Raw genomic sequence first — 14,426 nt, forward strand, 5'->3', positions numbered from 1 at the left:
TTTTTGTGAATTGCCAAATCCTAATTAAACGTTAGACATTTCCTTAGATCCGCCTGGAGCATTCGTACCATATCCCATGATCTTGGCCACTTCACCGCCTTTAGCGAGCTTCACAGCGCAATACTTAAATTCAGGAATCTTGCCAAATGGATCTAGTGCTGAATTGGTAATCAAGTTAGCAGCAGCCTCATAGTAGGCAAACGGAATAAAGATCACCCCTCTTGGTGTTCCGTCGTCTCTTCTTACGTGGATACCGACTTCACCACGACGAGACTGAACGGTAATGACGTCACCAGCAGATACGCCTAGCTGGGTCATGTCCTCACCGTTCATCGATACAGTAGCCATAGGCTCAATGGCATCCAGCACAGTGGCGCGGCGCGTCATACTGCCGGTATGCCAATGCTCTAGCTGACGACCAGTAATCAATACAAATGGATATTCAGTATCAGGACGTTCATTCGCAGGAATGATATCGGCCGGCACTAACTTCACTCGTCCATCTTTGGTATCAAACTTGTCATTAAAGACAATTGGGCGACCTGGATCTTCGGCAGATAAGCATGGATAGGTAACGCTAGATTCTTTTTCCAAGCGCTCCCAAGTAATGCCGTTAATCGCACCATGCATTGCTTGACGCATTTCATCATAAACCTCAGCAACACCAGCATCAGGACCTTGGTAATTCCAGTTCAGACCCATGCGCTTGGCAATCTCTTGAATAATCCACAAGTCAGGTTTTGCATCACCAGGAGGATTGATTGCTTTCTTGCCCATCTGAACCATGCGGTCAGTATTGCTAGCCGTACCAACCTTTTCAGGCCAAGCACTTGCAGGCAAGACTACGTCAGCAAGCAATGCTGTCTCAGTCATGAAGATATCTTGTACAACTAAGTGCTCAAGAGCCGCTAATGCATGACGCGCATGATTTAAATCCGGATCACTCATCGCCGGGTTTTCACCTTCGACAAACATGCCCCGAATCTTGTCCGGATCGGAATCGGGGGCAGTGATCTTATGCATGATCTCTACCACGGTATATCCAGGTTTTTTATCTAATGGCGTATCCCAGAACTTCTCAAACCAAGCATGCGCTTCTGGATTATCAACGCGCTGATAGTTCGGGAACATCATCGGAATCAAACCAGCATCACTGGCACCCTGTACGTTATTTTGACCACGCAATGGATGCAAGCCTGATCCAGGCTTACCAATTTGACCGGTGATACTGACTAGAGCGATTAAGCAGCGCGCATTATCAGTGCCATGCACGTGTTGACTTACGCCCATGCCCCACAAAATCATGGCTGATTTCGTAGTTGCAAACTCCCTTGCTACTTCACGCAGGGTTTCTGCTGGAATACCGCAGATTGGCGCCATTGCTTCAGGGCTATAGCCCTTAATGTTTTCTTTTAAGGCTTCAAAGTTATTCGAGCGATTTTGAATAAAGTCTTTATCAACCAAGCCTTCTTCAATAATCGTATAGATCATGGCATTGAGCATCGCCACATCAGTGTCTGGCTTAAATTGCATCGTGCGCCATGCATGCTTACTGATTTCAGTCGCACGTGGATCACACAAGACAATTTTGGCACCACGTTTAGCGGCATTCTTAAACCAGGTAGCAGCAACCGGGTGGTTTGCAGTTGGATTGGATCCAATCAAGAAAATCATGCTTGAGTGCTCAACGTCATTCACTTGGTTGCTTACCGCACCAGAACCAACACCCTCAAGAAGCGCTGCTACAGACGAAGCATGGCAAAGGCGTGTGCAATGGTCTACGTTATTGCTACCAAAACCAGTACGAACCAGTTTCTGGAATAAGTAAGCTTCTTCGTTACTGCCCTTTGCAGAGCCAAAGCCAGCCAATACTTTATTGCCGTATTGATCTTTGAGTTTCTTCAAGCCGCCACCGGCGACTTCTAAAGCCTCTTCCCAAGTCGCTTCACGGAAGATATCCGACCAGTCTTGCTTACCCTCCAGGATGGACTCATCCTTAGGAACGCCTGCATTACGAATTAATGGTTTAGTAAGGCGTTGTGGGTTATGGATGTAGTCCATACCAAAACGACCCTTAACGCAGAGACGATTGTGATTAGCCGGGCCATCACGACCTTCAACGCTGACGATCTTTTCATCCTTAACGTTATAAGTGATTTGACAACCTACGCCACAGAACGGGCAAACAGAATCGACTTTACGATCCACTGTCTGTGAACCAATCAAACCTTTAGGCATCAATGCACCAGTTGGGCAAGCCTGTACACATTCGCCACAGGCAACGCAAGTACTGTCACCCATTGGATCATTTAAATCGAATACGATCTCACTATGACCGCCACGCATGGCGTAACCGATCACATCATTAACTTGCTCTTCACGACAAGCGCGCACGCAACGATTGCATTGAATACATGCATCCAAATTCACAGCCATCGCTGGATGGGAAATATCACTACTAACTTTTTCGCGACGCAATGCTTTGAGTTCCGGACGAACAGTCACATCCATGCGGGCAGCCCAAGTACTCAGCTCACCATGCTGGTTCTGTTGCTCTTCTTCTTTGCTATCGCCAACCCACTTAAAGCCTTCATCAGGCATATCGGAGAGCAACATCTCCAGAACCAGCTTCTGGCTCTTAACAGCACGCTCGCTATTAGCCTTCACTTCCATTCCTGGAGTAGCACTTCTACAGCAGCTTGGCGCTAATGTACGCTCGCCATTAATTTCCACTACGCATGCACGGCAGTTACCGTCAGGACGGTAACCATCTTTAAAGCATAGATGTGGAATATCAATACCGTGTCGTTTGGCAGCCTTGAGAATCGTTTCGCCTTCATACGAAACGATCGTCTTGCCGTCTAGCTTGAACTCAACGGTTTGTAATTCGAGTTCTTTTGGATTTGTGGGTGCGTTCATGTTTGTCTCGTTATTCCCTGAATATTATTTAAGTGACTTCCTTATGCAACTTCTTCAGGGAAATATTTATGAATACAACGAATAGGGTTTGGTGCCGCTTGGCCAAGACCACAAATAGAAGCATCAACCATCACGGTGGCTAAGTCCTCTAAGGTTTCTTGATCCCATGACTTGGCTTGCATCAACTTGGCTGCTTTACCTGTGCCAACACGGCAAGGTGTACATTGACCGCAGCTCTCATGTTCAAAGAAATGCATCACGTTCAATGCCATATCGCGCGCTTTGTCTTTGTCGCTAAACACCATGACTGCAGCAGAACCAATAAAGCATCCATAAGGTTGCAAAGTATCAAAGTCGAGCGGGATGTCATTCATGGTCGCCGGCAAAATACCGCCCGATGCGCCACCAGGCAAATAGCCGTAGAACTTGTGGCCATCTTGCATGCCACCACAGTACTCATCAATCAATTCTTGAATCGTGATGCCTGCTGGGGCTAACTTCACACCAGGTTTGTTCACGCGCCCGCTCACGCTAAAGCTTCGCAAGCCCTTGCGATCATGACGACCGAATGAACTGAACCATTCTGGTCCGCGCTGAACAATATCTCGCACCCAATACAAGGTCTCAAAGTTATGCTCTAAAGTTGGACGTCCAAACAAACCCACTTGGGCAATATATGGAGGACGCATCCGTGGCTCACCACGTTTACCTTCGATACTTTCAATCATGGCGGATTCTTCTCCGCAGATGTAGGCGCCAGCGCCACGACGTAATTCAATATTCGGTAATTTAAATGGCGGATTGGCTTTAAGCTTTGCCAACTCTGCTTCTAGTAACTCACGGCAACCGTGGTATTCGTCACGCAAATAGATATAGCAAGCATCAATGCCAACTACGCTGGCAGCAATCAGGAGACCTTCTAAGAAGCGATGTGGATCGCGCTCTAAATAGGTACGATCTTTAAATGTGCCAGGCTCGCCTTCGTCAATGTTTACTGCCATCAACTTTGGAGCAACTTGATCTTTTACGATGCGCCATTTACGACCTGCTGGAAAACCAGCTCCACCTAAACCACGGAGGCCCGAGCTTTCCATTGCTTTGATGATGCTCTCGGCATCTTGCTTGCCCTCAAAGATTTCTTTCGCTAAAGCGTAGCCACCTTGTTTGCGATAAGACTCGTAGCCCACATAGTTTGGTGATACCGCTTGCATTTCTCCCTGAGGGGAAACGCCCTGCTCTGCTAAAGCCACAGGATCAAAGACGGCATCATCCTTAGCCATAGGCTGAGTGGTTAAATTATTTTTAACCGCAGCCGACACCTTATCTAATGTAGCAAACAGGACTGGATACTGATGCACTACGGCCACAGGAGCCTGCTCACAACGGCCTACACATGGGGCTGCTGCGACTTTGATATTAGTGTTGCCAAGGATAGCTGGCAATTTAGCCAAGAGATTTTGCGCGCCCGCTAACTCACAAGCAATACCGTCGCATACACGAATCAGAATATCAGCAACCGGATCATTGCCACGCACCACCTCAAAGTGATGATAGAAAGTAGCAACCTCATACACCTCAGCCATCGGAATATTCATCTCTTTAGCTAGCGCCACCAAATGACGATCGTGCAATGCGCGATATTCGTCATTTAACAGATGCAGGTACTCAATTAATAAATCACGGCGGTGAGGAGCCTCACCAATTAGTAAACGTACCTCTGCCAAGGAGATGTCATCGGCCTGACGACCTTTTAACTTACTCTTGCGACGAATGGTCTCTCTTAAGTCATCCGCTGTAGCAAGGGCAACCGCCTTTATTTCTCCGGAGGGCTTTGGATGATTCATGGTCTTATATCTCTAATTTTTGGCGCAATTGAATGCTTGTAATGTAATTTTCAAATCACTACGGTGATCGGTAAGTCAAATACCTCTAATTTTTTTACAAAAAACTAGAAGATTGATAAGCAACTAAAAGGTGATTTTGGGCTAATTCTAGACCTAAGTCCTTGACGGCGCTCAAGTGATTACGGCTCGGGTTAACCCTAAAGCAATGAGGGTGATGGCTGATCGCCTGGCGGAAGTGAGTAATCTAGCTTGCGTTCATAAATACGAGCCTTGACGCAATCGTTGTAGCCTTTAGTGCCAGCTTGCCAGCCCACATTCTTGCAATCGTCTTCGGCTGCCGATTGAATCGAGCCGCATGCGGTCAAACTAATCACTGCAAACAGGGAAAATACAAAAATTGGGTGTAATTTTGATGAATTCATAACTCAAGTCTACTAGATTCCACACTCGGAAATGCCTAGTTTCCGTCTTTTTGATGATTTTTAGTCTTGACCTTACTTAAGGGAAAGCGTGAGCTTGTCTATTTAGCCAGAAATCAGCAACAATCAAGACTAGAAAAATACCAATAACCCTCAGGAGACCCTTATGAAATTACTTACCCGCAGCCTAGCTGCCCTCGCCTTATGCTTTGGTATCGCCACTTGCCAAGCCCAAAGTCAAGATGGCTTTATTGAATTAATTGATGGAGTCAATCTCAGTAACTGGAACTTCGTAGGCAACGCAAATTGGATTATTTCCGATGGGCAGGTTATGAGCGATAAAGGAACTGGGTTTTTGGTCAGCACGAAATCTTATAAAAACTTCATTATTCGCGCTGAATTCTGGGTCGAGCCCACTACCAATAGCGGCATTTTTATTCGCTGCCAGGATCCAAGCCAGATCATCGCCACTAAGAATGCTTATGAAGTCAATATTTGGGATACGCGCCCAGGCCAAGAATATGCCACAGGTGCGATCGTTGATATTGCCAAGGTTAACCCTGTACCGCATGCGGGTGGTCATTGGAACGTGATGGAAATCGTTGCCAATGGATCGCATTTTAAGGTCATACTCAATGGCGTGGTTACTGTAGCGGATGGGCAAGATGAGCGCTTCTCACAAGGCAGAATTGCACTTCAATCTGCTGGTGGGATTATCAAATTCAGGAAGTTGCAAATTAAGCCCATTTAAATTTAGCTTCGCAATTAACAAAATAGCCACCCCGAGGTGGCTATTTTGATGTTCTGTTAAACAAACCCAATTAGGTTGGTGGAAAACCGACTTTTTGTGGCCACATATTATTGAAGACATGCACAACCGGTGCCTCGTAGACGCCCGCTTTAGTAAATGGCTCATCTTTTAACCAAGCATCTACAGCTGCGCGACTGGGAAAATCAATTGCCAATAAGCTACCCACGGTTGTCTGACCATCTTCAGAGGTCAATGGTCCTGCAAATGCCATACGATCGGCCAACTGGGCAAGATAGGCCCGATGCTCTGGGCGCACTTGTACACGTAAGTCAGCAGTACCTGGACGATCCATCAATAAAATTACATAAATCATTTCTATACCTTTTTGTAAATAAATTTACTTCGAAAACTCAAGATCTGCACCTTCAGGAGAGAGGATCACCGGCCCATTGGACTAGCCCCCTAAATGCACCCAAACATCATTCTGATTTCTAAGTTTAGACTGTCCATTGTTTCCATCAATACCTCCTGAAATTAAAAAGTAACGTCCAGAAAACCGGGCAGGATCATCCAAATTGTAGACCTGGCCACTTGCTATTAAGTGTGATACTTCAATTTGATCCAAATTTAAAAGATGGGCTACAAGCAAAAAAGGCAACTCGGCCTTACTTCAAAAACACCATTGTGAGAGTTGCTCTTGCACCCCAGCCTGATGGACCGCCAGGGGTGTTACTAAGGTAATAGATTGGACCTGCACTGAACGAAACGGGAACACCATCAAATACCTCGAGCTTACCTACTGTGAGATTCAAAGGATTTGTTGTTCTGCGAGCGTCATAGTTGTAATTGGCCTGCATATTTGCGCCAAATGACCAAGCCTCCCTATTGGTATAAACCAAAAAGGGTTGGCCGAATAGGTTATTTTGAGTTCCAAAGCTTGGATTGCCGCCCACATTCCAAGACTGAAACCCAAGCAAGCCATAAGTAAATCCACCATCACGATTAAGCACAACCGCCGTGACCCCGGCACCTGTTTGCTGAGTGCCATATAGACCACTATTGCCAGAAGGAGAAGAAGCATAGGGTCCAACACCCCAAATCCAAGATGAGCCGGTATTAGGGGCATAGAAGGATTCAATCGTCACACCAGAAACGCCATAGCCTGAATTGCCATCTACATTGACTAAACGAGTGCTCGCAATGATGGGGCGCACAAGAAATATATCGCCACCGCTAAGGCTAAAAGGTGCAACTGGCTGAAGCAGCAGCGTTTGATCCGAACCCGCTTGGTTCTTGCCCATGCCACGACTGAACTCCCACTGAGTGGGCATTGAAATCATATTGGCCAAAGGGTTGGCTAATTGTTTCGCAATTTCAGCCTTACTCTCAGCACTATTCGGATCCAAAGTCAGCTTGCCATTTGAAGTAGGCATGGGGGCCAAACTATTAGCTTTAGGAGTTTCAGCACTTTGAGCCTGTACAGAGACCTGTTGAGCCAATGCGCCTTTCATTGCGATAGCAAAGAACAAGGTGATAAAAAGCTTGGGGAACGTTTTCTTCATACAAATCGGCCTGCATTAATTGAGAGGTGAATACCTTAGACGAAAAAAAGATCAGGATGCTGGCGGAAAACCTGCCTTTTGCTCCCACATATTATTAAAAACATGAATGATTGGCTTTTCATAAACACCAGCCTTAGTGTAAGGCTCATCCTTTAACCAAGCATCAACATCTGCCCTACTTGGAAAATCAATCGCAATCAAACTGCCGAGCGTAGTTTTGCCATCTTCTGAAGTGAGGGGCCCAGCAAAAGCCATGCGATCAGAAATTTGAGCCAAATAAGCGCGATGCTCTGGGCGAATTTGAATCCGTAAATCTGCTGTACCAGGTTTGTCCATCAACAAAATTGCATAGATCATTTTTTCTCCATTTTTTGATTGATTTTGTTTTTTGTTAATACCGAGATATTACGGGAAGTCATAAAGAAAAAACCACCCGCAGGTGGTTTTCTTAAGGCAAGGTGGAGGGATGCGAGGTTCAGCAGCCTTTTTGCACTCAGTCTTTAGCCTATCAAAACAGCTTATTAATCGTGATCCCAAGGCTTTGGGTGGTGGCCGTACCGGTACTACTACCAATTAAGGAGCCGCTATAACTATAAGGCGTTCCGGGATTATTAAAGGTTGAATAGTAATTAGATGTTTTATTTTGGGTCATCGCATATTTATAACTAAAGTCTAAGAACCAAGTTTGATCAAGGAAATAAGTGCCACCAAGAATCGCTGCACCACCATAAACCCATTGAGATTGCGAAAAGGTTTGAGGGGCCCCTGACACATTAGTCTGTGGAACACCGCGGATATCAGCAAATCCAACCAAGTTATTGATCTTTGTGTTGGATTGCGAAATCGTAGGACCAACACCAAAGTAAATGGTGCTTCTCTCAAAAGACTGTCCAAAGTAAGGAATAAAGGAAATTTGATTTTGGATAGTTTTTTGATAAGAGCTAGCTACAGCATTGCCCGTAAATGTGGTTCCATTTGGGTATGTACCAAACTGAGGAATAAGAATTGGGCCAGTGGTAGAGCTAGAGCCCCCCATGTAGCTATATGAAAATTTTGCACCCCACAAATAGCTTGAATCTTTAAACTTCTGAAAATAGCCGGCTTGAATAACCGGGGCAATTGCGTTGGTATTGCTCATAGCAATACCAACAGGAGGCCCTCCAGCAGTTCCAACAGATCCAGGAGGAGTCGCCACTGAAATGCCTGTTGCCTGGAGTTGCTGGCCATTAAATTGCGTGGAGTTTGCATCAAAACCCAGGCCAATATAAGCCCCCGATTCCGGAACTAGAGAAGTTAAAACTGGTTGCGCATTTGCTAAAGCGGAATAGCTAGCAATTGCAAGCAAGCAAGATGCTATAGGTAATGCTTTAAATGGAATCATTTGAGCCCCGTGATAGAAATCTAGGGCGGTAGTCTTAGCGAAATACAAAGACAGCTCAAAGTTATGCGGGCCATTCTACATCCTTATGATCGCTAGAGCGCACAGTTATTGAACTAAAAGAATCTAAATCATTAACGACAGAGTATGTGAGCGAAAGAAAAAACCACCCGAAGGTGGCTTTCTTGATACTTGGCGGAAGAGGCGGGATTCGAACCCGCGGTAGGCTATTAACCTACGCACGCTTTCCAGGCGTGTGACTTAAACCGCTCATCCACCCTTCCGTGAAGACCATGATTATACGGTTAACGGAGAGTGGCAGCGTAAATGCTTACAACGCCTCTTTCAATTGATCCAAAATCGCTGGATTTTCAAGAGTGGAAGTGTCTTGTGTAACCTCCTCGCCTTTAGCGATGACGCGCAAGAGGCGACGCATAATCTTTCCAGAGCGGGTTTTGGGTAGGTTATCCCCAAAACGCACATCCTTAGGCTTGGCAATCGGTCCAATCTCTTTACCAACCCAGTTACGCAACTCAGTAGCAATTTTCTTGGCTTCATCACCAGTGGGGCGACCGCCCTTCAGGACCACAAAGACGCAAATCGCTTCACCCGTCATGTCATCTGGGCGCCCTACTACCGCCGCCTCAGCAACCAAAGGATTGGCAACCAAGCAAGATTCAATTTCCATGGTTCCCATGCGGTGACCAGAAACGTTTAAGACATCATCGATTCGGCCTGTGATGGTGAAGTAACCAGTATCTTTATTCCGAATTGCGCCATCCCCTGCAAGATATAGGTTGCCGCCCAATTCTTCCGGGAAATACGATTTGACGAAACGATCCGGATCATTCCAAATCGTACGAATCATGGAAGGCCATGGTCGCTTCACAACCAAAATACCGCCATTACCATTTGGCACATCATGCCCTGCCTCATCGACGATCGCCGCCATAATGCCAGGCAATGGCAATGTGCATGAACCAGGAATCATCGGCGTTGCACCAGGCAATGGAGAAATCATATGGCCACCTGTTTCCGTTTGCCAGAAGGTATCTGCAATGGGGCAGTGAGAGCCTCCCACGTTTTCGTAATACCACATCCAGGCCTCAGGGTTGATTGGCTCACCTACTGAACCCAAGAGTCGCAAGGAAGATAAATCATAGCTTTTCGGATGAACAGACTCATCATTACTAGACGCTTTGATCAAAGAACGAATCGCCGTTGGCGCTGTATAGAAGATCGTTGCTTTGTGTTTTTGGATCATGTCCCAGAAACGACCTGCGTTTGGATAGGTTGGCACACCCTCAAAAACAATCTCAGTAGCGCCAACAGCCAAGGGGCCATAAGTAATATAAGAGTGGCCAGTTACCCAACCGATATCCGCTGTACACCAGAACACATCCTCTGGCTTGATATCAAAGGTCCACTTCATTGTCAAAATAGCCCACAGCAGATAACCGCCGGTGGAGTGCTGCACGCCCTTTGGCTTACCTGTTGAGCCAGAGGTGTAAAGAATAAATAAAGGATGCTCAGCGCTCACCCACTCAGGTTCACAAGTAGTTGCTTCATTAGCAACAATTTCTTGCATCCATACATCGCGACCGGCCGTCATGGAAACCTCAGTGCCAGTGCGCTTGCTGACGATGACATGCTTGACATTGCCGCACTCACCGGTTGAGAGGGCTTCATCACAGATAGCCTTCAAGGGCAATGATTTACCGCCGCGGAACTGTCCATCTGCAGTAATCACTGCTACTGCCCCAACATCGATAATGCGATCGCGCAATGCTTGAGCTGAGAAGCCACCAAACACTACCGAATGAATGGCACCGATCCGCGCACATGCCTGCATGGCAACAATTCCTTCAATTGTCATCGCCATATAAATAATGACGCGGTCGCCAGACTGGATACCCATCTTGCGAAGCGCGTTTGCCATTTTGCAAACGCGATCATGCATCTCTTGATAGCTTACTTTGGTAACGGCACCATCATCCGCCTCGAAAATAATTGCGGTTTTAGATCCAAGGCCTTTTTCAATATTGCGATCTAAACAGTTATAAGAGGCATTAGTGGTGCCGTCTTCAAACCATTTATAGAAAGGCGCCTTGGATTCATCTAAGACCTGCGTAAATGGCTTTTTCCAGTAGATATTTTCACGTGCAAGACGCCCCCAAAACCCATCAAAATCTCTTTCAGCTTCGGCGCAAAGTTGCTTATAGGCTTCCATGCCGGGAATTGCGGCATTTTTTACAAAGTCTGCCGGTGGGTTAAAAACGCGATTTTCTTGCATTGATGGTTCCATGCTATACAGCCCTCTTTCTAATAATCAGTGGTCTATTTCTGCAAAATTGCAGCAGAATAGCGAGATTGCTCCCTCAAGAGTTATGAAGATAAGTGAAAACACTGGGGATTTGCTCTATGGCAAACCCTTAAAATAGGGGAAACCTTTACTAATAAAGTCCAAACCATGACAAATATCAAACAAAACGACCTCATTCAAAGTGTTGCAGATGCCTTCCAATTTATCTCTTACTACCATCCCAAGGACTTTATTTCTGCAATGGGTAAGGCTTATGAGCAGGAGCAAGGACCGGCTGCGAAGGATGCGATCGCCCAAATTCTGACAAATAGTCGAATGTGCGCAGAAGGCCACCGCCCACTTTGCCAGGACACCGGTATTGCAGTTGTCTTTTTAAAAATTGGCATGAATGTACAGTGGCCAGACGCAACCATGAGTGTGAGCGACATGGTGAATGAAGGTGTACGACGCGCCTATCTCAATCCCGATAATATGTTGCGCGCCTCAGTTCTGAGTGATCCCGCTGGTAAACGCAAAAATACGGGCGATAACACCCCAGCAGTCATTCATTATGAAATCGTTCCTGGTGATGATGTTGAAGTGATTTGCGCGGCCAAAGGTGGCGGCTCTGAAAACAAGGCCAAGATGACGATGCTCAACCCATCGGATTCGATCGTCGATTGGGTATTAAAAACGGTGCCTACGATGGGTGCTGGTTGGTGCCCCCCTGGAATTCTTGGTATAGGTATTGGCGGCACCCCGGAAAAAGCCATGCTCATGGCCAAAGAGTCTTTAATGGGTCCCGTAGATATTCAGGAACTCATTGCTCGTGGTCCACAAAACCGCATCGAAGAATTACGCCTGGAGATTTACGACAAGGTCAACAAACTCGGTATTGGCGCCCAAGGTTTAGGCGGTCTAACGACTGTTCTCGATATCAAAATCATGGACTACCCAACCCATGCAGCATCATTGCCAGTGGCGATGATTCCAAACTGCGCAGCCACGCGTCATGTCCACTTCCACTTACATGGTGATGGTCCTGCCAAATTAGAAATCCCTTCTCTCTCAGACTGGCCGGATGTGACTTGGACACCAGATACTAAAAAATCCAAACGCGTTAATTTGGATACCTTAACTGCCGAAGAAGTAGCGGGCTGGAAGGAAGGCGAAACCCTCTTGCTCAATGGCAAAATTTTGACTGGTCGTGATGCTGCGCATAAACGCATCCAAGATATGCAGGCAAAAGGTGAAGAACTACCGGTAAGCTTTAAAAACCGCGTGATCTACTACGTCGGTCCAGTTGACCCAGTTGGCAATGAGGTCGTAGGACCTGCAGGCCCGACCACCGCTACAAGAATGGACAAGTTCACTGAAATGATGCTTGCTAAAACCGGCTTAATCTCCATGATTGGCAAGGCCGAACGCGGTCCAGTGGCCATCGAAGCCATCAAGAAGCACAAATCCGCCTATTTAATGGCGGTAGGAGGCGCTGCTTACCTCGTATCCAAAGCCATCCAATCCGCAAAAGTAGTTGGTTTTGCTGATCTTGGCATGGAAGCGATCTATGAGTTTGATGTGAAAGATATGCCAGTGACGGTTGCTGTCAGCTCAACAGGCGTCTCAATGCACGATACAGGCCCAAAAGAATGGCAAGCAAAGATTGGCAATATTCCAGTCCACATTGCTTAAACGTTTAACGACCCTCTTACCGGCTTAATACTTGGCACTCATCGGAGTTTTTGATTCTGGCGTTGGAGGCTTATCCATTTTGGATGAAGCTCTGCGTCAGCTCCCTGAGCACGACTTTATTTATTTAGCCGACTCTGCTCATGCGCCTTACGGAGAGAGATCAGGTGCATGGATTGCCAGTCGCAGCCTTGCCTTATGCACCTATCTGGCTTCACAAGGATGCGATGCCATCGTGGTGGCCTGCAATACCGCCACAGCAGAAGCAATTGCGCAAATACGGATCGAACTGGACACCATCCCCATCGTGGGAGTAGAACCAGGGATCAAGCCGGCTGTCATGCAATCCCAAAATGGTGTTTTAGGGGTGTTGGCTACTGAAGCAACCCTTAATAGCGATAAGTTCAATGCCCTATTGCATGCAATCTCACCAAACTGCACTGTAATCAAGCAGGCTGGTGCTGGTCTAGTTCCTTTGATCGAGGCAGGCCAGGCCAATGCGGACGAGACCCTGGCCCTCTTGGCTAAGCACCTAGAGCCGATACAGAGAGCGGGAGCTGATACCCTGGTCTTGGGCTGTACCCACTACCCCTTCCTCAATAAGGCGATTCATCAAATTTTGGGTGAATCTATTACACTAATAGACACTAGTGAAGCCGTTGTTCGTCAACTAAAACGCCAACTCAACAATCCAGAAAAAAAAGATCAAATCGTAAAAGCAGGTTCGATTACTTTTTTAAGCAGCAAAGATGAAAAGACCTTACTAAAAATGGCTAAAGAATTGATGCGTAGTGATTTAAACGCACATGCCATTGATGCGAAATTATTGCGAGATCTTGAATGAGTAATCTCATTCATCGTCTTGACGCATCCCTGCCGTTTTCTAAAACTGAGCGGATCATTATTGCCATTGTGGTGTTGCTCCATGCACTGCCTGCCATCATTGAGCTACTGCATTGGAACCCATCTGCACCCAAACCCGATGATGAGCGTGTAATGGCTAACTTAGTTAGCCCAGATGCTGCCAAATCGGCTCAACAACAACAGCCGCCTGCAGCACCACCACCCAAACCAAAACAAGAAGAACAAAAAAAGACCTGAGCCCAAAAAGCAAGAACAGAAGAAGGTAGAGCAACAACCCACTGAAAAGAATCAGCAGCCCAGTCAAAAAGCTCCTGCACAACAGAGCCAACAATCAAGCAGTAGCACCCCCATGCCAAATGCTGCAGTCGCCCCAGCAAGTAGCGGTGGTTCAAGTGGCACACCTATTCAAACGGATATCGGTAAATTGATCGTGGTCTACCAACCAGATGCGGATGCGTACTACCCCTCTTTCTCAAAACGCTCAGGCGAACAAGGTGAAGTGGTGGTCAGACTCATCATTGATCAAGCCGGCAACGTAGAAGACGTTGCCTTATTGAGGTCGAGCAATTACCCCAGATTAGATCGTGCTGCCATGGAAATTGGGCAACGTTATCGCTTTAAACCTTTTGTAGTAAATGGCTCAGCAAACCGAATTTCAACCAACCTTTTAATTAAATTTAACTTAAAGAACAATTAAT

General features: G+C 46.5%; 13 protein-coding genes and 1 tRNA gene. 5 read left to right on the plus strand and 9 right to left on the minus strand.

Going from position 1 to position 14,426, the window contains the following annotated elements:
* Nucleotides 1–24: 24 nt before the first annotated feature.
* The 3 genes from fdhF to BOQ04_RS07690 form a co-directional block, all read right to left on the minus strand.
* The gene (fdhF, locus tag BOQ04_RS07680) at nt 25–2,919 is read right to left on the minus strand and encodes a formate dehydrogenase subunit alpha (RefSeq protein WP_076024168.1); all 2,895 of its coding nucleotides are present in this window, start codon (nt 2,917–2,919) and stop codon (nt 25–27) included.
* A 41-nt stretch (nt 2,920–2,960) separates the two neighbouring features.
* Entirely contained in the window at nt 2,961–4,763 is a 1,803-nt protein-coding gene (locus BOQ04_RS07685) for an NAD(P)H-dependent oxidoreductase subunit E (RefSeq protein ID WP_076024169.1), read from the minus strand.
* 197 nt (nt 4,764–4,960) lie between these two features.
* A complete protein-coding gene (locus BOQ04_RS07690) occupies nt 4,961–5,185 on the minus strand; it encodes a hypothetical protein (RefSeq protein ID WP_076024170.1) in 225 nt (74 codons plus the stop codon).
* A gap of 163 nt (nt 5,186–5,348) precedes the next feature.
* Between BOQ04_RS07690 and BOQ04_RS07695 the strand changes: the two genes are divergently transcribed.
* Entirely contained in the window at nt 5,349–5,933 is a 585-nt protein-coding gene (locus tag BOQ04_RS07695; RefSeq protein WP_076024171.1) for a 3-keto-disaccharide hydrolase, read from the plus strand.
* A gap of 70 nt (nt 5,934–6,003) precedes the next feature.
* Here BOQ04_RS07695 and BOQ04_RS07700 read toward each other — a convergent pair whose 3' ends face one another.
* From BOQ04_RS07700 to acs, 6 genes are all read right to left on the minus strand, one after another.
* On the minus strand, nt 6,004–6,306 hold the full coding sequence (locus tag BOQ04_RS07700) for a YciI family protein (protein ID WP_076024172.1): 303 nt from the start codon (nt 6,304–6,306) through the stop codon (nt 6,004–6,006).
* 292 nt (nt 6,307–6,598) lie between these two features.
* On the minus strand, nt 6,599–7,495 hold the full coding sequence (locus BOQ04_RS07710; protein ID WP_076024174.1) for a hypothetical protein: 897 nt from the start codon (nt 7,493–7,495) through the stop codon (nt 6,599–6,601).
* 51 nt (nt 7,496–7,546) lie between these two features.
* Complete coding sequence (locus BOQ04_RS07715; protein ID WP_076024175.1) at nt 7,547–7,852, minus strand: YciI family protein; 306 nt, start codon at nt 7,850–7,852, stop codon at nt 7,547–7,549.
* Nucleotides 7,853–8,003: 151 nt separating this feature from the next.
* A complete protein-coding gene (locus tag BOQ04_RS07720; protein ID WP_076024176.1) occupies nt 8,004–8,876 on the minus strand; it encodes a hypothetical protein in 873 nt (290 codons plus the stop codon).
* Between the two features lie 190 nt (nt 8,877–9,066).
* Nucleotides 9,067–9,157: transfer RNA gene (locus BOQ04_RS07725), tRNA-Ser, on the minus strand.
* A 47-nt stretch (nt 9,158–9,204) separates the two neighbouring features.
* On the minus strand, nt 9,205–11,166 hold the full coding sequence (gene acs, locus BOQ04_RS07730) for an acetate--CoA ligase (protein ID WP_425338954.1): 1,962 nt from the start codon (nt 11,164–11,166) through the stop codon (nt 9,205–9,207).
* Between the two features lie 177 nt (nt 11,167–11,343).
* On the opposite strand from acs, the gene BOQ04_RS07735 reads away from it, so the two are divergent.
* The 4 genes from BOQ04_RS07735 (at nt 11,344) to BOQ04_RS10855 (ending at nt 14,425) form a co-directional block, all read left to right on the plus strand.
* Nucleotides 11,344–12,867, plus strand: a complete 1,524-nt coding sequence (locus BOQ04_RS07735) for a fumarate hydratase (protein ID WP_076024178.1) — start codon at nt 11,344–11,346, stop codon at nt 12,865–12,867.
* 31 nt (nt 12,868–12,898) lie between these two features.
* On the plus strand, nt 12,899–13,708 hold the full coding sequence (gene murI / locus BOQ04_RS07740; RefSeq protein ID WP_076024179.1) for a glutamate racemase: 810 nt from the start codon (nt 12,899–12,901) through the stop codon (nt 13,706–13,708).
* Nucleotides 13,705–13,965, plus strand: coding sequence for a hypothetical protein (locus BOQ04_RS10850; protein ID WP_198929309.1), 261 nt, complete (start codon nt 13,705–13,707; stop codon nt 13,963–13,965). The genes murI and BOQ04_RS10850 overlap by 4 nt, the downstream gene beginning before the upstream one ends.
* Before the next feature lie 112 nt (nt 13,966–14,077).
* A complete protein-coding gene (locus tag BOQ04_RS10855) occupies nt 14,078–14,425 on the plus strand; it encodes an energy transducer TonB (protein ID WP_198929310.1) in 348 nt (115 codons plus the stop codon).
* Nucleotide 14,426 lies beyond the last annotated feature (1 nt).

It is taken from the genome of Polynucleobacter sphagniphilus, assembly GCF_001953355.1.
Taxonomy (GTDB): Bacteria; Pseudomonadota; Gammaproteobacteria; order Burkholderiales; family Burkholderiaceae; genus Polynucleobacter; species Polynucleobacter sphagniphilus.